The sequence below is a fragment of the Pseudoalteromonas sp. Isolate6 genome, assembly GCF_022398435.1.
Lineage (GTDB): Bacteria > Pseudomonadota > Gammaproteobacteria > Enterobacterales > Alteromonadaceae > Pseudoalteromonas > Pseudoalteromonas galatheae.
The window spans coordinates 1-19,320 of record NZ_JAKEVK010000076.1 but is presented as its reverse complement, the minus strand read 5'-3'; the positions used below and the strand labels follow the sequence as shown (position 1 = coordinate 19,320).

At 43.5% G+C, this 19,320-nt stretch carries 13 protein-coding genes; 4 read left to right on the top strand and 9 right to left on the bottom strand.

The genetic code is table 11. The features are described from left to right. Positions 1-99: 99 nt before the first annotated feature. From L1D50_RS12225 to L1D50_RS12195, 7 genes are read right to left on the bottom strand one after another with little or no spacing between them, the layout of a single operon-like run. The gene (locus tag L1D50_RS12225) at positions 100-1,635 is read right to left on the bottom strand and encodes a glycogen/starch synthase (RefSeq protein WP_239966114.1); all 1,536 of its coding nucleotides are present in this window, start codon (positions 1,633-1,635) and stop codon (positions 100-102) included. A gap of 16 nt (positions 1,636-1,651) precedes the next feature. Next, the gene (gene glgC / locus L1D50_RS12220) at positions 1,652-2,926 is read right to left on the bottom strand and encodes a glucose-1-phosphate adenylyltransferase (RefSeq protein WP_128726588.1); all 1,275 of its coding nucleotides are present in this window, start codon (positions 2,924-2,926) and stop codon (positions 1,652-1,654) included. 31 nt (positions 2,927-2,957) lie between these two features. Then, entirely contained in the window at positions 2,958-5,441 is a 2,484-nt protein-coding gene (locus L1D50_RS12215; RefSeq protein WP_239966113.1) for a glycogen/starch/alpha-glucan phosphorylase, read from the bottom strand. Beyond that, complete coding sequence (gene glgX / locus L1D50_RS12210) at positions 5,434-7,485, bottom strand: glycogen debranching protein GlgX (protein WP_128726590.1); 2,052 nt, start codon at positions 7,483-7,485, stop codon at positions 5,434-5,436. The genes L1D50_RS12215 and glgX overlap by 8 nt, the downstream gene beginning before the upstream one ends. Next, positions 7,479-9,719 carry a 1,4-alpha-glucan branching protein GlgB gene (gene glgB, locus L1D50_RS12205; protein ID WP_138522917.1) on the bottom strand — a complete coding sequence of 747 codons (2,241 nt, stop codon included), beginning with the start codon at positions 9,717-9,719 and terminating at the stop codon, positions 7,479-7,481. The genes glgX and glgB overlap by 7 nt, the downstream gene beginning before the upstream one ends. Then, positions 9,720-11,699, bottom strand: coding sequence for a 4-alpha-glucanotransferase (malQ, locus tag L1D50_RS12200; protein WP_239966112.1), 1,980 nt, complete (start codon positions 11,697-11,699; stop codon positions 9,720-9,722). Between the two features lie 8 nt (positions 11,700-11,707). Then, positions 11,708-12,007, bottom strand: coding sequence for an isoamylase early set domain-containing protein (locus tag L1D50_RS12195; protein WP_128726593.1), 300 nt, complete (start codon positions 12,005-12,007; stop codon positions 11,708-11,710). Between the two features lie 567 nt (positions 12,008-12,574). On the opposite strand from L1D50_RS12195, the gene L1D50_RS12190 reads away from it, so the two are divergent. Further along, complete coding sequence (locus L1D50_RS12190; RefSeq protein ID WP_239966111.1) at positions 12,575-14,476, top strand: EAL domain-containing protein; 1,902 nt, start codon at positions 12,575-12,577, stop codon at positions 14,474-14,476. Positions 14,477-14,606: 130 nt separating this feature from the next. On the opposite strand, the gene L1D50_RS12185 is transcribed toward L1D50_RS12190, so the two are convergent. Then, positions 14,607-15,035, bottom strand: coding sequence for an Lrp/AsnC family transcriptional regulator (locus L1D50_RS12185; RefSeq protein WP_128726595.1), 429 nt, complete (start codon positions 15,033-15,035; stop codon positions 14,607-14,609). A gap of 184 nt (positions 15,036-15,219) precedes the next feature. On the opposite strand from L1D50_RS12185, the gene L1D50_RS12180 reads away from it, so the two are divergent. The 3 genes from L1D50_RS12180 to L1D50_RS12170 all read left to right on the top strand — a co-directional run bounded on the left by L1D50_RS12180 (position 15,220) and on the right by L1D50_RS12170 (position 18,361). Beyond that, positions 15,220-16,425: an aspartate aminotransferase family protein gene (locus L1D50_RS12180; protein WP_239966110.1), complete on the top strand. Its 1,206-nt coding sequence runs from the start codon at positions 15,220-15,222 to the stop codon at positions 16,423-16,425. Between the two features lie 30 nt (positions 16,426-16,455). Then, positions 16,456-17,481, top strand: a complete 1,026-nt coding sequence (gene astA, locus L1D50_RS12175; protein ID WP_239966109.1) for an arginine N-succinyltransferase — start codon at positions 16,456-16,458, stop codon at positions 17,479-17,481. A gap of 76 nt (positions 17,482-17,557) precedes the next feature. After that, positions 17,558-18,361: a DUF1338 domain-containing protein gene (locus tag L1D50_RS12170; RefSeq protein WP_128726598.1), complete on the top strand. Its 804-nt coding sequence runs from the start codon at positions 17,558-17,560 to the stop codon at positions 18,359-18,361. Between the two features lie 52 nt (positions 18,362-18,413). On the opposite strand, the gene L1D50_RS12165 is transcribed toward L1D50_RS12170, so the two are convergent. Further along, positions 18,414-19,247, bottom strand: a complete 834-nt coding sequence (locus L1D50_RS12165) for a trypsin-like serine protease (RefSeq protein WP_239966108.1) — start codon at positions 19,245-19,247, stop codon at positions 18,414-18,416. Positions 19,248-19,320: the final 73 nt, after the last annotated feature.

Here is a 19,320-nt window from a genome sequence, read left to right as displayed (position 1 = left end):
GCTATCTTTTGATACCTTTGACCTAGTTTTTTGTGTAGCAATTGAGCTAATTGATAAATACTTAAAACAGCGGCGCAAATTTTTTTATCTACATTTTCGCTATCTATATAATTGTTCGCAGTATTTTTGTGCAACGTCAGACCAATCGAAGCGCTGCATACGAGCTTGCTGCCTGAGTTGTTGATATTTTTTGCTATCCCCTACCAGATCAGCGAGTGCTAGTTCAAAAATCGCAATAAACTGACTACCTTGTTCAGCGAGCGTTTCTCCTTCAAAGCAATAGCCGGTTTCGTTGTGTTTTACCGTATCAGATAATCCCCCCACTTTGTGCACAATGCAAGGTTGCCCAGCACGCATCGCAAGCATTTGGCTAATACCACAAGGCTCAAAGGAGCTTGGCATTAAAAACAAATCACCTAACGGGTACAATTGCTCCCCAAGAGCTTTACCATAACCATTTAAAAACAAGACATTCTCATGCCGTGCCATGACCTCGGTAAACAGCTGCTCTAGAAATGGGTCGCCAGACCCAACAATCACGACGCGTGCTCCTTGATGCTCGGCTACTTTTGCGATGTCATCAAGCACAATTCCTGATTGGGTTGGCTGTCTTAAAATAAGTGCTTTTTGATCGGTAAGACGACCAACACTTGTAATAAGCTTGCCATTAAAGGCTTCACCGCGCCAAGCGAGTATACGTTGGTGGGCTATGTAAAACCGAGATAATACTTGGCTTGATTTTGCCATCCATTGAAACACATGCAGCTCAGCAAGCGCCAAGTAGTCAGCAAAAGTAAGATTCTCGTCGCTAGCTGACTCATCATACACACAACCGTTTAAAATACCAGCTAACCGTCCTTCATGTGAAGCATGCTGCATATCACTTTCTAACCCTTCACCACCAAAAAAGCCAAGCTCTGGATGACTTGGGATCATTACTTCTTTGGCGTAATTAGGAGAAACAACATGTACTTTGTCTGAAAGATTAATAGCAGCTCGCATAGGATTAAAACAATGGGGATATTTAGGATCGCATATACTGAGTCCATCATAAGTGAGCGTGGGAAACCAAGACTCAAGACTTGAAAAATCATGGTTAAAAGGTCGGATCCCCTGAAGTGCGAGGTTATGCACCGTATAAACTGTTTTTAGCGCCTTTAACCGTTTAAACCTTGGACTAAACTGGCGTAATACAGCAACGACGGCAGCATGCCAGTCGTGAAGGTGCACTACATCTATGTCCGCTATCAACTCATGCTCGATAAGTTCAGCGACTGCCGCGCTAAAAAACGCAAATCGATTTGCATCCGTGGCAAAAGGCTGGTGAGGATCATTACAATAAATAGCACCGTGATGCTCACTAAATAACGAGTGTGAAATAACATACTGGGTGACATTATTACTTTCTTCAACGGACCAAAGAGTCGCCGTTTCTAGGTGTTGCCGAAAAGGAACGGCAATATCAGCGACTAAGTTTCGAGTTAAAGCAGCTTGGCCATAATCGGGCGTGACCACCGATACTTTTATGCCAAGCTGCGCCAGTGCGTAAGGCACATCGCGTATCACATCAGCGACGCCCCCTACCTTACAATTTGGCAACCGATCGTTTTCGGCTGCCACTAAAATTACATGCATAGTACCTCTACACGGATCATTTCTTTTGTTTTTCCGCAAGCTCTGCGAGCATATCTCGGGTCACTAATACGATCCCCTTATTCGATACTCTAAAGCCGTTCGCTTTGTCTAAATCAGTATCGTAACCAATTGTCATCCCCTCTGGTATGTGACAACTGCGGTCAATGATTGCGTTTTTAATTTTGCAGTTACGCCCGATTTTGGCACCGGGTAACACCACGGCCCCCTCAATTTCACAATACGAATGAACGTGTACATTGGAGAACAGCAATGAACGCTTAACCTTGGAGCCAGAAATAATACAGCCACCAGAAACCGTAGAGTCTACGGCCATACCGCGCCTATCATCGTCATCAAATATAAATTTCGCCGGTGGTAACTGCTCCTGATAAGTCCAAATTGGCCAATGAGGATCATAGAGATCAAGTTGGGGTTCAGGAGAAACCAACTCCATATTTGCTTCCCAGAATGAATCCAATGTACCTACATCTCGCCAATACGGCTGCCCTTCGTGTGATGGGTCGCAAAATGGATACGCATACACATTATGCTCTTCTATGATGGATGGGATAATATCATGACCAAAGTCACGCCCCGACCCTTCTCGTTCCGCATCTTTTTTTAACTGCTCGAATAAAAACTCCGTGTTAAACACATAGTTGCCCATAGATGCCAAACATACACCTGGCTTTCCAGGAATTGAGGTCGGATCTACTGGCTTTTCATCAAAGCGACGCACCCGGTTGCTTTCATCAACGGTCATTACACCAAACGTTTTTGCCGCTTCTTCACAGGGCACTTCGATACAACATACGGTCATATCTGCCCCCGTTTCTACGTGCTTTGCAAGTAAACCACCATAGTCCATTCTGTAGACATGATCACCCGATAAGATCATAACGTATTTGGGAAGCTCATGACGAATAATATCCATATTCTGGAAAACTGCGTCTGCTGTGCCGCAGTACCACTCATCACCGTACCGCTGTGATGCAGGTAATATCTCTACAGATTCTCCCAGCTCCTTTTTAAAGTGTCCCCATGCACGATTAACATGGCGAATCAGCGAATGCGACTTATACTGGGTGGCAATGCCAACTCGACGGATCCCTGAGTTAATGCAGTTAGACAGTGGAAAATCGATAATTCGATGTTTGCCGCCAAAATAAACAGCGGGTTTCGCTCGCCAATTGGTGAGCTCGTGAAGGCGCGAACCTCTTCCACCCGCAAGTATTAAAGCATATGTTTCTCGAGTGAGGGTACTAATATAACGATTCGCATAATTAGGCATTATTTCTTCTCTCCATAACTTTTTGCGGTGACTACTGCATTGGGCTCAAGCGCCAAATATCATCGCTGTAATCTTGAATTGTTCTATCGCTAGAAAATTTTCCACTGGCTGCGGTATTGAGAATACTCATGCGCAGCCAATGCTCCTTGTCTTTATATGCCTGAGCCGCGTGCTCCTGACTCTCAACGTAGGAGGGAAAATCTTGTGCCACTAACCAAGGATCAGTACTACTCTTAATTGAGTTAATTACGTCATCAAAGATATTAGGCTCAAATAGGTTAAAGTGCCCACTTTCAAGCAAAGCCATAACGCGTTTTAGGTCATTGTTGCTTTCTATTATCTTAAGGGGCTGATAATTTTGGCGCACTTGCTGCGCTTGTTCCGCGGTTACACCAAATAAGTAAAAGTTGTCTGCGCCAACGCATTCTCGTATTTCGATATTTGCACCGTCTAAGGTACCTATGGTGATAGCGCCATTCATCATAAACTTCATGTTGCCAGTGCCAGACGCTTCTTTTCCAGCTGTTGAGATCTGCTCTGATAAATCTGTTGCAGGGCAAATCACTTCCATTTTTGAGACATTGTAATTGGGCATGAAAGCCACTCGGAGGTAGGGCCTCGCTGCTGGGTCATTGTTGATAACATTGGCAACATTATTGATTAATTTAATGATTTTCTTCGCCATGTAATAACCTGGTGCCGCCTTACCTCCAAACAGTAAGCAACGAGGAACAAGCTCTGCCACATCACCACGACAGATCCGGTCGTAAAGATGGATAACGTGCAATACATTAAGTAGTTGACGCTTGTATTCATGAATACGTTTCACTTGAACATCAAACATCATAGTTGGGTCAAACTCTACCTGACATTCATGAGCAATTAGCTCTGCAAGACGCTGCTTGTTGTTTTGTTTGACTGTTAGCCACTGCTTTTGGAAGGCGTGATTATCGTAAAAACGACGTAGTTCACTAATTTTAGAAAAATCAGCTTGCCATCCATCGCCAATTTTATCACTAATCAATTGTGCCAGTTCTGGATTACAATGCGATAACCAGCGTCTTGGCGTCACCCCATTCGTTTTATTATTAAACTTCTCAGGGCAAAGTTGATAGAAATCGTTAAACAACCCAGCTTTTAATAACTCGGTATGTAAAGCCGCAACGCCATTGACAGAATAACTACCAACAATCGCAAGGTACGCCATGCGAATTTGAGGATGACTGGACTCCTCTATGAGTGACAGCGCACGCTGCTTTTCGATATCACCCGGCCATTTTAATGCTACTTCCGACAAAAAGCGGGCATTGATCTCATAGATAATTTCTAGCAATCTAGGTAACAAGCGCTCAAATAGACTCACAGACCAGCGCTCTAATGCTTCGGGCAATAAAGTATGATTAGTATATGCCATGGTTGATGTCGTTATCTTCCATGCGGCATCCCACTCCAGCTCGTAATCGTCTAATAAAATGCGCATTAGCTCAGCTACGGCGATACTTGGATGAGTATCATTGAGTTGGAATACGTGATAATCAGCAAAATCACTGAAATCATCGCCATATTGCTCAACCCAAGTTGCGATCACGTCTTGTAGACTCGCGCTGGATAAAAAGTACTGCTGCCTTAATCTCAGCTCTTTACCGTTTTCACTAGCATCATTGGGATACAGCACCATCGTTATCTGCTCAGCGAGATTCTTTTTCGCCACCGCTTCTGAATAACTACCGGCGTTAAATTCGCTGAGGTCAAACTCATCGGTTGCCTCTGATTTCCATAGCCTTAATGTGTTTACCACCTCATTACGATATCCAGGGACTGGGACGTCGTAAGGCACGGCGAGTATATCTTGCGTATCAAGCCACTCACGATGCTGTCTACCATTTTTGTCGGTATGTACTTCAACATGACCAAAAAACTTAACTCTCCGGGCTTGCTCTGGTGCAGCAAGTTCCCATGGATGACCTTCTCGGAGCCAGTTATCTGGCTGTTCTACTTGATGACCCTGCTCGCAGGTTTGGTTAAACATCCCAAATTCGTAACGCAAACCGTAGCCGACAACAGGAAGGGCTAATGAAGCACAGCTATCCAAAAAGCAAGCTGCTAGGCGACCTAAACCACCATTGCCAAGACCTGCATCATGCTCAGCCTGCGCGACCTCTTCAAGCTCAGTACAGTATTCTTGCAATGCCGCTTGAACTTGTTCTTCTAAGTCGAGATTTAGCACCGCATTAGACAGTGCTCTACCCATTAAAAATTCCAACGAAAGGTAAGCTGCTTTGCGCGTTTTTTTACTCTTAATGTGCTCTTTCGTTGCACGGCAGCGAGCAACTAATCGGTCACGAATGGTCAAGGCTAATGCATGGTACAAATAAAGTCGCGACTCTCCTACTTTGTCTCGACCTAAGGTGTAGTAAAAGTGACGAGTTAAATCATCACTCAAGGTGTTTTCATCTATCTTTGGTGCATCTTGCCAATGTTTCACGACACATACTGGCGCACTTTTATTAGCCATGCTTTTCGTCCCCTTTGATTGATGTAAATATCCATGCTGACTTAGCTGGAACCTGTAAATAAGAATCTAACTCTGGTCTTTGCGGCTCAACCGCGGTGGTAATTGCTTGCTGCCAATGAGATGAAAATGCACTAAGTGGCAGCTTTATTTGCAGCGCATTCTCACTGGCGTTCAGTATTATCAATAAGCTTTGCCCTAACTGCTGATCGGTGATGGTGTAACTCAACCATTTACGGCTTGGCTCTCGCCATTGTTCGGGCGATAACGGCTTTGCTTGTTCATTAAACCAATTCACTGCAAAACGACTGTCACTGTCATGGACATAAAATGAGTGAGAAAACGCGGCAAATTGTTTACGGAGCGCGAGTAAATCTTGGATAAAAAAAGTTAACATGTGGTGTTGCTGATGGTTTTTCCATGCCAGCCAGCTAGTGCAGTTGTCTTGGCAGTAGGCATTATTGTTACCATTTTGCGTATGTGCCATTTCAGTACCCGCACAAATCATCGGGATCCCTTTGGATAAAAACAAAGTGAGTAATGCATTTTTCTGCATACTGAGACGCAATTCATTGATTTGAGGGTCGGCACTGAACCCTTCTACCCCACAATTAAATGAAAAGTTTTCACTGTGGCCGTCTCTATTTGCCTCACCGTTTGCTTCATTATGTTTATGCTCGTAAGCCGTCCAATCAAACAATGAGAAGCCGTCATGACTAGTAAGAAAATTTATGGAGTTCAAAGGACCCCGTAAGTTATGTTCAAACAGATCACTGGAGCCATGAATACGCATCGCAAGCTCTGGCAATACACCCTCATCGCCACGCCAGAAGCGCCTAACAGTATCTCGATATTTATCATTCCACTCACGCCAAGGAGAAGGAAATTGTCCAAGTTGATACCCACCAGGACCAATATCCCAAGGCTCGGCAATCAGTTTTACTTTGCTAAGCACCGGGTCTTGATGGATCGCTTGCAAAAACGCATGTTGATTTGAAAATCCCGAGGCTTGACGGGCAAGGATCGTCGCCAAATCAAAACGAAAACCGTCAACTCCCATATATTCTACCCAATAGCGTAAGCTGTCCAAAACAAGCCTTAATACCACTGGATTCGAGATATTCATTGTGTTTCCACAACCCGTGTCATTAATGTAGACATTGGGTTTACTCGGCAAGGTGCTATAATAAGTCAGGTTATCAAACCCTTTAAAGCTAATTGTCGGGCCATCCAAACCACCTTCCGCAGTATGATTAAACACCACATCCAAAATAACCTCTATACCGGCTTGGTGGAGCCGCTCTACCATTACCTTAAATTCGTTGATGTCGTCGTTAACAAGATAACTTTTGTGTGGCGTAAAGAAGTTGAGGCTGTTATACCCCCAATAATTTTTTAGCCCTTTAGTCGTAAGAAATTGCTCATTGATAAACGCATGCACAGGTAGCAACTCAATTGCAGTAACACCAATATGCTTTAGATGATCGATAAAGGTTTGCTCAGCAATCCCTAAATATTTTCCTTGGTGTTTACTTGGAATATCAGGGTGTCGAACAGTTGCTCCTTTAACATGACACTCATATATAACCGTTTTACTCCACGGCGTCTTGGGTCGCTTCCCTTGATACTTTTCAATCGCCGTCACTTTGCTCTTTGGCATATCACAGGCGTTATCAGAAGGGTTTAAATGACCTACTGGCAAATGACAAAAATGCCGTTCACTCCAAGTAAATTCGCCGAAAAAGTCACGGCAATATGGATCTAAGAGTAACTTATTAGCATTGAAAAGTAGCCCTTTTTCCGCGCTATATTCCCCGTCTACCCGATAGCCATATAAGTCTCCGACTTTTGCTCCTTCAATAAACAATGACCAATTTCCGCCTTCATGCCGAAACATCCCTATCCGATTCACTTCGCTATGGCCGCTTTTGTCGAACAGACAGAGGGTTACACGTTTCGCTTTCGGTGCATAAACACAAAAGTTAACACCTTTATCACTGGCCGTCGCACCCAGCAATTGATGATCGCCGCGATAACTGGTTAGCATGCGCCACCAGAGATCAGCTGCAAATACACGGTTGCCAAAGGCGGAACTGTTATATCGATACTTTGCTCAAGGCCATGGCTTGCTATGTTTTTCGATTCAATGAGTTGTTGTTTATGTGCAACGACTCCAACGCCACTCCCCCAAAACGCTTTGTCATCCGTGTTTAAGATAACTTGATACACACCCGCTGATGGCACGCCTAAGCGGAATTGGAAATGAGTTTGTGGCGTAAAGTTTGCGATCACCACCAGCGGTGTAACACCATCTTGTCCGTAGCGTACAAAACTAAATATACTTTGCCCAGCATTCCCCCCATCAATCCAATTAAACCCTGTTGATTTATTATCGCACTCGAATAGTTGCGGCGTTGATTTATAGGTCGTATTGAGCGCTTTGACACACTCATACACGCCTTGGTGCGCTTCACTTTCAAGCAACTTCCAGTTGAGTTGTTGGTTATGATCCCATTCCTCTCGGGGGGCAAGTTCAGCGCCCATGAACAGCAACTTTTTACCTGGGTGGGCAAACATAAAGCCATAGTAGGCACGTAAATTAGCGAATTGCTGCCAATCGTCTCCTGGCATTTTGCTCAGTAGCGCACCTTTGCCATGTACCACTTCATCGTGACTTAATGGCAGGATGTAATTTTCAGAATAGGCATACACCATCGAAAAGGTCATTTCATGGTGATGGTACTTGCGATGAATTGGGTCTTTGGACATATAGTTTAGCGTGTCATTCATCCACCCCATATTCCACTTATAACCAAAACCCAAACCATCGTGTTCAACACTGCGGGTAACACCGGGCCAAGCGGTGGATTCTTCAGCGACCATCATAATACCTTCATCAACACCATAACATTTGGTATTGACTGATTTGAGGCATTCTATTGCACCTAGATTTTCGCGGCCGCCATATTGATTTGGCACCCATTCCCCATGTTTACGGCTGTAATCCAAGTAAAGCATCGATGCCACGGCATCAACTCGTAACCCATCGATGGCGTATTCTTTTATCCAGTACATCGCATTCGACAACAAAAAGCTTTTTACTTCAGCGCGGTCGTAGTTAAAAATATAGGTGTTCCAATCTGGGTGAAATCCTTGCCGCTTATCAGCGTGTTCAAATAGATGCGTACCATCAAATTTATGTAAACCATGAGGATCTGATGGGAAATGTCCCGGTACCCAGTCGATAAGTAATCCGAGGTCTTCACGATGACAGCACTCAACAAAGTAAGCAAAATCCTCCACGCCACCAAAGCGACTGGTTGGCGAGAATAACCCCACTGGTTGATAACCCCAGGAGCCATCAAAAGGATATTCACTGATAGGCATCAGTTGCAAATGGGTAAATCCCAGTGCTTTTACATAAGGGATAAGGTCATCCGCTAATTCTCGATACGTGAGATAGCGATTACCTTCTTTCTCTCGGCGCTTCCACGAGCCCAAATGTACTTCATAAATACTAATGGGTGCATTGATTTTATTACGCAGCGCCTTTTTATCATGGTAAGCTTGGCTCAATGTGAAAGCCGCAGGTCGAGCCTGAGTTATACTCGCCGTACCCGGTGCTTGTTCCATTTTAAATGCAAAGGGGTCGGCCTTTTCTATGCGTTCCCCCTCAAATGTGGTGATTGCAAATTTATAGCAGCAGTCAACCTCCAGTGCCGGAATAAAAAGCTCCCATACACCGCTGGCTGGATGTAACCGCATTGGATGCTGAACGGCCTGCCAATGATTAAACTCACCTATCACAGAGACAGACAACGCATTTGGCGCCCAAACACCAAATCGAAACCCAATTACCCCCTCTATTTCTACTTGATGTGCACCTAAATGCAAATAAGCTTGAGCTTGTGTTCCTTCATTGAATAAGTACAAGGCATCATCAGCCAAGCAACTATCAAAACTATATACATCCCTCCCAGTGACGGTTTGTTCTGGGTAGTACACTTCAAGCAGGTAATCTTTGCTGATGTCATCCGCTTTAAAATCTAATGTGAATAGCGCACTTTTGCGAAACCGTTCAAGCGCATAGCTACTATTGTTGGTAAGTACGTTAACTTCTGTCGCACCTGGAATAAAACAGCGCACGACTGAGCGCTTCGCATCTAGCTGGTGTAGCCCTAAAAAGGCAAATGGGTCACGACACTTACCTGCTTCCAAAGCGGCTAATTGACTGATGTAGTCGTCTACGTGGGCGTCTTCTATTTTTGCTCTTGTATTCATCTATTCTTTCCTGCTGGTTATTGCATCTCGGATCAGCGGCCGAGAACTTGCAATAATTTCCGCTGATGTCTGATTAAGTCGCCTTCTCCAGTTTGGGTACTCTTGATCAGTACCAGGAATATTCACTGGTAACTTCTGTTCGTCGAGGTCATCAAACTGAATTGTCAGCATTTTTGCAGGCGACTTGGCGAGCACATTGATAAGCGCCTGATACACATCACGGGCTTCGCTCGCAAGGGCGACACTCGCCTCACCATAGCAACTAAGCCAATGACAAAGCTTCTCTCGCTCGGATGTTCGCTCTTCATCCGCTTTTGTTAGTTGGGGTTCGCTCAATAACTGATATTCACGTCTCAACCTAAGGTCATCATGGCTCCACCAGCCAAAAAATGGCGGGACGTCATGGTTAGCAACCATCAGTAACGCATTGTGCTTATAGTGCGTGGGTGCTAAAAACTGACCGTGATAATCCTTTTCGAAATAAAAAAGAATATTGCTGTATATATGCGACTCAGACATTGCTTCTTTGATTTCGATTGGAACAACCCCTAAGTCTTCACCAATGATCATCACTTGGTGCTTGACGGACTCAATCTTAAGGATCGCTAAGAGGTACTCAAATGGATAATATACATAGCAACCTGTTTGCTGCTGTTCTTGATAAAAACACCACCATAACCTTCTTAGGCCCATCACATGATCAATTCTTAATGCCCCAACACCGGTGATGTTCGCTTGGATCAGCTGTTTAAAAAATGCAAAGCGCTGCGCTTTTAACTTAACGGGGTTTAACGCTGGTAACCCCCAGTTTTGACCGAGCTCAGCCCAAGGGTCCGGAGGTGCGCCCACACGAGCATGGTCGGCATACAAATTTTTATTGCTGTTATATTCACTTGAGCCGTCAGCACAACCTACGGCTAAGTCATTGATTAAACCTACGGCCATGCCAGCATTGAGTGCCAAAGATTGGCATAGCGTTAATTGCTCAAACGCAAGCCATTGCAAAAACTTGGCAAAGTCATCGTCCTCAAATGCCTTAAGCTCTTGCTGCTTAGCTTGGCAAAATCGAGTAAAGTCAGCACGCCACGCTCCAGTTTGGTCGCACAATAACTGCCACGCAAAACGTAACGCGTTAAGCTTGCTTTCCATACAGTAAGTCATATCAAGATATGTCACGTTCAAGCTAGCCTTTGAGCCGTCTAAATAGTCGGCGAACACACTCACATCTATGCCAAATTGTTCACACAAAAGCTCGATAGAAATGTAAAAAGGGTGCAGTAGGCGGCGGTCATTTGGGCTGTACGGACTTGCTTTCTCTGGCTCATCAACAAACAATAAATGCAGTGGGTTTAACAAAATGTAATCTACCCCTTCAGCTGCGCTAGCCTCAACTAATTGCTTTAGCTCATAAAAATCCGCACTTAGCTTGCTGCCAGCAGGCTTTAACGAATATAGCTGAATAGACAATCCAAGGAGCTTTTTATGTTGTTCAATAGGGTCATAACACTGTCTAGGCGTCACCCAAAGTTCTGTCTCAAACCGCGCACCATTTAACATTACCTCAGCGCTATGATAACCGACTTCGATCGCGTTTATTGGCACTTCAAATTGAACATAACGTGTATCTTGATAGCGGTAATCCCCAATCGCTACTTGCTTGTTTGGATCGCAAACACAGCAATAACCCAATGCAGGGATCGACACAGTTAATTCGTTAATGTGCAGGCCGTCATCCACCCGTATCGTGATAGTTGGTGTCTCTTTGCAAACCAAAGTAATGGCTTCAACTGGCGTGAGCCATTTGGCAATATCCAACTCAAAGTTGAGCCTGTCTATTTCGTCTGGATTACTGACATCAACACCACACTCCTGCAAGGCCTGTAGGCGAGTTTGGTGATCAAATACCACATGATCACCCGTGTATTTATGGTACTCATAACCAATACCATAGAGATATAGAAGCTGAGCAATGTTGTCCATTTATAATGTTACGCTCTCGCTGTGGACACAACGCTGTTGTCTTCTCCAAAGCCATTTGGCACATAATCATCCGCTTGATGATCATTGTCCCATACTTCGCCATCAATCAAATATCTGAAGTGGTAATCTTTGTCGGTTGGTAAACGGTGTTTAAGCTTAAACGCACTGTCTTTTTTGATGAATTTCATTGGCTCGGGTTGCCAATCATTAAAATCACCAACAAGTTCCACCGTTTTAGCTTCTGGGTGTGAAAATGAAAATGTAATTTCCGCTTCGTCTTTTGTTTTGAAAAACCGTTTAGTGAGCATATAACCCCCGTTTACCTTTTGTGAGTCCTTATTTCACAGTGACGTACGCTAATACTGCAAACGACTGGTAACTGTGTACGATTCATGTCGAGCATATTGAAATTTTAATGAAAATAAATTGCAATTAGATGGCAACTCACCAATCGCTTTAAAAATCAACAGCCCTAAGTACAGCAAACAAATATTGAGTTTGTATGACAGTACAAATTTGGTGCAATTCTGCACCGCTTTGGCGCAATCTAAATCAGATAAGCAGTGATTTCAGTTTGCTACAGGTTCCTTGCAATCACTGAGCCAATCACATTAAGAGTCAACAAGAAAGCTAGTTGAGAACGGTTATCATGTAAAGTGAATTTAACTAATAATTGATCCTGCTCATATAATGTAGTTTGCTAATTGAAATTTTGAGTACTTTTGCGCTATGAGGTTTGCAACTGAATGCTAAAGTGTGTAAAAAACCAGGTTAGCAGCTATAATTTCAGATTACATTTTTTATGATAAACATATCATCCATGTGTTATTACTTAATAATACGCAATAGTCTGAATTACTAAGGAAAGCCTATTCATGTCAAACGCAATAAGACTAACAAGTACCCTAATTCTGGGCGCTCTATTCGTTGTCATATTGCTGCACCTGTCTTTTAAGAGCCATGTGTTTGAACTGCTCGCTACAACCTCGGCAACCGAGCACCTTACAACATCAATGGTATCACCTTGGTACTCTTCACTACTGCACGGTTTGAGCTTTGCTGCAAAGGGTAATTCCACCTATGTTGTAGTCGAATCAACGCTCGGAACGCCTAAATATCTGGATGTAAATACGGTTTGGTATGCCGTGTTTACTTCACCCATCACACTGATTGCAATCACAACATTACTTGCAATTATTGCGTACCTTTTTAAATCAGAGCGCAGATATCGTTGCCAAGACGAAGATATTAACGAGGTGAATAATGACGTTGGAGGGATATTGGCGCGTTTAGAGGTAAGCAGCGCGCCACTGCATCATAAGTCTTCTCTTGCAAAGCTCAGTCATGCGATCCACGATTTATCCAGCCATCTTGCACGAGTAAAACGCCATTCAGAGTCTCAAATTTTTCAAGACAAGCTCACGAAACTAATCGATAGGCATGCCTATATTGATCATATCGAGGCAAAGTTAAAACAAGCAGAGTTAGCACAACAAAAGTGTGGGCTGCTATTTATCGACTTAGATGGCTTTAAACAGGTCAACGATTCATTTGGCCACAGTTTTGGCGACGAAATTTTGATCCAAGTTGCCGCTAGGCTCTCAAACACTGTCCGTCAATATGGTTTGGAAGATTGCCACCCTATCCATGGCCTTGAACAAAACCTTTCAAGACTCGGCGGCGATGAATTTTCGCTATTTATTCCCAAATTAAGCGATCCGAGCTTATGCACAGAAATCGCACAGTCCATTCTAAGTGATATAGAGCGTGACTTCTTGCTTGGCAATAAGCTTGTCAAAATTGGAGCAAGTATCGGCATCGCAGTATATCCAGATAGCGCCGCAACTCCGAACTCGTTACTACAGATGGCTGATGTTGCCATGTACAGAGCAAAAACAGATGGACGTGGGATTTTTAAAGTTTACTCCCCCGAAATGGGGTCGAAAATGCGCCGTTATCACTACCTCTTAGAAGAGTTACGACTCGCTATCTCTGCGCAAAGCTTTTATCTGTCATTCCAACCGATAGTACATGTTGAAGATTGTGCTATTGACTATTTTGAGGCGCTTATCCGTTGGAATCACCCAATAGAAGGGCAAATTCCACCAGCTGAGTTTATTCCAATTGCAGAGGAATCTAATTTAATTTTAGAGCTTGGTGATTGGATCTTACTTGAGTCGTGTAGACAAATGTGTGCTTGGCATAATGCAGGGATGAAAAAGGTAAAAATCTCAGTCAATGTTTCTGGAATACAACTAAAACATAGAAAGATCTTTGAATGGGTAAGTACTGCCTTAGAAAAGACCGGCTTACCAGCCACCGCTTTGATGTTGGAGATCACGGAGTCCACTCTAATCAAAGCTAGCAATGAAACTATTTCGCAATTGCAACAATGCCGAGATGCTGGAATAAGCATCGCAATTGATGATTTTGGCACCGGCTTTAGTTCGCTGAGCACCCTTGCTGATTTGCCTATAGACGTGATAAAAATTGATAAATTATTTATCACTCAAGCCAACAGTAATCCTAAATATCGTAAAATCCTCAACTCCATCAGCGAACTGGGACAACAGTTAGAATTAAAAATTGTTGCCGAAGGCGTTGAACAAACAGAACAATTTGAGCTAGTTAAAAACTTAGGGATCAGTTGTGTACAGGGATATTTAGTTAGCCGGCCTGAAAGCTCAAATAATGTGGGTAGCAAAGTGTTAAATGGCAATGTTAATCATATTGCAGCGACCGGCACCAGCATTTGGTTACCAGAACAAGTTGGGTAGCTCACTGTTAAGCGGAAAAGTTAGCTACACACAGCATCCTCCAAGCTAAGCAATCTATTATGCTAAAAGCAGAGCAATTGGTAAGTGGTGACGAGCGCTCAAAGTATTTATCCAGACACGGTAAGGTTATTTATCGCTTAAATTTGGTTTCTAAAATAACCGACGAATTGGTACGCTCAATCCCTTCTAAATTACCAATTTCATCTAGCAGATGACTCAACTGCTCCAAACTCTGTGCTTCAACAATCGCAATCAAGTCATATTCCCCACTAATGGCATAAAGTGCTGAAACATTTGGCAACTGCTGCAATGCTAAATTCGCCTTTGTAGTGAGTTTTTGTTTTACCTTAATAGAAACGTGTGCCGATACTAAATCGTCCATATACTGCTGCGCGAACTCCACGCGATAGCCTTTGATTACGCCATTTTGCTCTAATTTTGCGATACGATTTTGTACCGTGGTTCTGGAAAGATCTAACTTACGTGCCAACTCAGAGATACTCTCCCGTGCATTATTACGCAACAATGCAATAAGCTTTTCATCTTGTAAACTAATCATTTTGCAATTTAACCATGTTAATTTGACATAAATGATAGCAAATATGTGAATTATTGCACTGCAAATTATTACAAAAGCGCGTAATAATGAAGAAATAGCAAGTTGGCTGTGAGCAGAACAACAAGTAATCAGCTTCTGCCCGACAGTAATACCGCACAATGATAACAATTTAGGAGAAAGCGTCATGCAAGCAAATCGCGAATTATTCGATGAAGTCATGGTTCCAAACTACAACCCGTCAGCCGTTATTCCAGTTAAAGGTGAGGGTTCTCGCGTATGGGATCAGACAGGTAAAGAGTTCATCGATTTTGCAGGCGGTATCGCCGTGAACTGTTTAGGCCATTGTCACCCTGCGCTTGTTTCTGCACTTAAAGAGCAAGGCGAAAAAATTTGGCATCTATCAAACGTGATGACCAACGAGCCGGCGCTTCGCCTTGCTAAAAAGTTAACTGATGCAACATTCGCAGAAAAAGTCTATTTCGCAAACTCTGGCGCCGAAGCAAACGAGGCCGCTCTTAAACTTGCGCGTCGTTGGGCTCTGGATAAATTTGGTGCAGAGAAAACACAAATTATCGCATTCAATAAAGGCTTCCATGGTCGTACTTTCTTCACGGTAACGGTTGGCGGTCAAGCAGCCTATTCTGACGGTTTTGGTCCAAAACCAGCTGATATTACTCATATCGACTATAACGATTTAGCTGCATTTGAAAAAACAATCTCAGACAACACTTGCGCAGTCATGATGGAGCCGCTTCAAGGTGAAGGCGGGATCATTTCTCCAAATGCTGAATTTGTGCAAGCTGTGCGCGAACTATGTGATAAGCACAACGCGCTACTTATTTTTGATGAAGTACAAACGGGTGTTGGCCGAACTGGTGACCTATATGCTTATCAGGGGCTAGGTGTAACACCTGATATCCTAACTAGTGCAAAAGCACTAGGCGGCGGTTTCCCGATTGGCGCGATGCTTACCACTACTGAAATTGCAGCTCACCTTAAAGTAGGCACCCATGGCTCAACTTATGGCGGTAATCCACTAGCCTGCGCGGTAGCAGAAGCTGCATTTGACACTGTAAATACCGAATCAGTATTAGCTGGCGTAAAAGCCAAAGAGCAAGTATTCAGAGATGGTCTAAATGCTATTAATGACAAATACAATGTATTTTCTGAAGTGCGCGGTAAAGGTCTTCTTCTAGGTGCAGTGCTCAATGACAGATTTGAAGGCCGTGCACGCGACTTTCTTGTAGCAAGTGCAGAGCACGGTTTAATGTCATTAGTTGCTGGTACTAACGTAGTTCGTTTTACACCTTCTCTTGTGATCACTGACGAAGAGATCCAAGAAGGCCTTGCACGCTTTGAACAAGCGGTTGCTGCAGTAGTAAACGGCTAAGGAGCTGGGGACCTCGGTCTCCTCTTTCTCATGTTAGTATTAAGACCAATACAAAAAACTGACTTCGACTCGCTAAAAACCATTGCGGTTGAATCTGGCCATGGATTTACCTCACTGCCAGTAGATGACGAATTGTTGTCTAATAAAATTAATCGCTCAGTTGAAAGCTTTGCAAAGTCAGTGTCAAAACCATACGACGAAGGCTATTTATTCGTCCTTGAAGACACACAAACGGGCGAAATTATAGGCACCACTGCGATTGAAGCCGCGGTAGGTATGTCTGTGCCTTTATACCACTATCATCTTGGTAAAACAGTACATCACTCAAGAACTTTAGGTGTCTATAATACCGTTGATATTCTGTCGATGTGTAACGACTACACTGGAAGCTCTGAGATCTGCACACTATTTTTACGTGAAGGTCATCGCCAAGGGTTAGCTGGTCGCTTTCTTTCAAGAAGTCGCTTCTTATTTATGGCTGAACATGCAGAACGCTTTAGCGATACCGTTATTGCAGAAATGCGTGGTGTAAGTGACGAACATGGTCACTCGCCATTTTGGCAGTGGTTACAAGAGCACTTTTTTAGCATCGAATTTCCGCAAGCAGATCACTTGGTCGGTCTCGGGGACAAAGTTTTTATTTGTGAACTTATGCCCAAGTATCCCATCTATGCAAACCTACTAAGTCCAGAAGCACAAGCCGTGATAGGTAAAGTGCATGAGAAGACCAAGCCTGCTTTGCGTTTGTTACAAAAAGAGGGGTTTGAACACCGTGGCTATGTTGACTTGTTCGACGCAGGTCCAACGGTGGAAGCCAGACTAGAAAACATTAGAACAGTTAGAGAGTCGTTTAAAGGTGAAGTTGAAATAGTCGCTTCACTACCTGACAAGCTATCTAGTCTTGCTATTTCAAATGGTCGGTTAGACGCGTTTAAAGCCACGTTTACCGATCAGGCTTATCTGTGCGAAGCAGAAGAAAAAATTCAGCTGACCGCAGAGGTAGCCAATGCGCTTGATGTCACTCAAGGTGAACTGATAAACGCATTTAAACTATAGATTTCAATGTCGTGCTGATACCAATTGGTATAAAGTTTAACAAACTGTCACCAAGACAAAAAATTAGGAAACCATTATGCACAACAACGTAGATACATTATTTGAACACCTGTGGGACAACTACCTAGAAGTAACGCCTTCTGCAGTTAAAGTTCATGAACTACTTGGCTCAACGCAAAAAGACGACGTGATCAATGACCACATTGCACTGCGTACCTTTAATATTGAAAAAGTAGGCCTGGAAAAGCTCGCTGCACATTTTAAAGCTGTAGGTTACACAGAGTGTGGCGAATACCACTTTGAAGCGAAAAAGCTATATGCCAAGCACTATGAACATCAAGATCCAACTAAACCAAAGGTGTTTATCTCTGAGCTGCTAGTTGAAAAATGTTCAGAAGAATTACAAGCTATCGTTAAAGACATGGTTGAGCAAATCGACGAGTCTGCAGTAACAGCTGAAAACTTCCTGTACTCAGGTACTCACTGGAATGTGTCTCACGAGACATACAAAAAGCTACTGGCTGAAAGCGAATACGCTGCATGGATGTCAGCGTGGGGCTACCGCGCTAACCACTTTACGGTAAGCATCAATTACCTGAAGAACTTCACTACAATTGAAGCCGTAAACCAAGCACTTAAAGACAATGGTTTTGAGCTAAACACCTCTGGTGGCGAGATCAAAGGCTCTCCAGAAGTATTGCTTGAGCAATCATCAACACTCGCTGATCACCAAACTGTGAAGTTCAGCGACGGCGAATTTAGTATTCCAAGCTGCTTCTATGAATTTGCACTGCGCTACCCAAAACCAGACGGCGAAATCTACACCGGTTTTGTTGCAGCCTCTGCTGACAAGATCTTTGAAAGTACTAACGCAAGATAGTCTCAAAAAATCAGTGCTTGCTTAAGCACTCTGCCCAAATTGCAAAGCAGCCTTACTGGCTGCTTTTTATCTTAATTTCTTCACAAACTTGTGGCAATATCTCGTCAGTTAGGCCTGCAGGCAGCTGGGTTAGCGTAGTAGTGGCCAACATAGCTACATTTTTGCCTGCAATAATACTGTCTATCCAATCAACGAAATAAGAAACGCGACTGTATATTTCAGTCACGCCGTAACGGCCAATTCTTCCGCCCTCGACTCGAGAGCTGACTCCAAGCACAACACCTTGACCACCTTTGTATTGATAGGCTGGACCACCGCTATCTCCTCCACCCGACACACCTTCCAAAGGCAGTGCCTTGTCACCGCGGTCAAAGCTAAATTTTAAAAGCGGGCCTTTGGCTACTATCACGGTATTTTGAGCCCGTCGCATTTGGCCTTGGTTAGCTAAGTTGTCAATCGTTTGCCCAGTTATACCGGTACCTGTCCCTCCCATACCAATAAACCATAATACTTTATCAAGCTCATCTATTTTTCGGTTAATCTTGAAAGGTTTAACATCGCTTACAGCTTGCTTGAGTTTGATAAGTGCAATATCGTGGCTTTGCTCAGGCATATAACCTGTGTGAACAAAAACTTGCTCAATCAAAGTAGGGGTATTATTGATTAGTATTGTCGAATTTGGCTGAAGGCAAAATGTTGCATGGGCGGCTGTTAAGACCCACTTTGAATCAATTAATGTACCATGACCACCATCAATATAAAAAGTTGCTAACTGAGGCAACACATTGCTCGACACCTTGTAATTGGCATCATCGACATCATGGCGAATAACAATGCTATATGAGTTAAATGAAATACCTAACATTATCAAAAGCCAAAATCGCATTTTCTGCTTCCTTGAACTAGTTTTACTGTCATTCAAACGCTAACATCCCAACTATTATTTCATCATCATGACG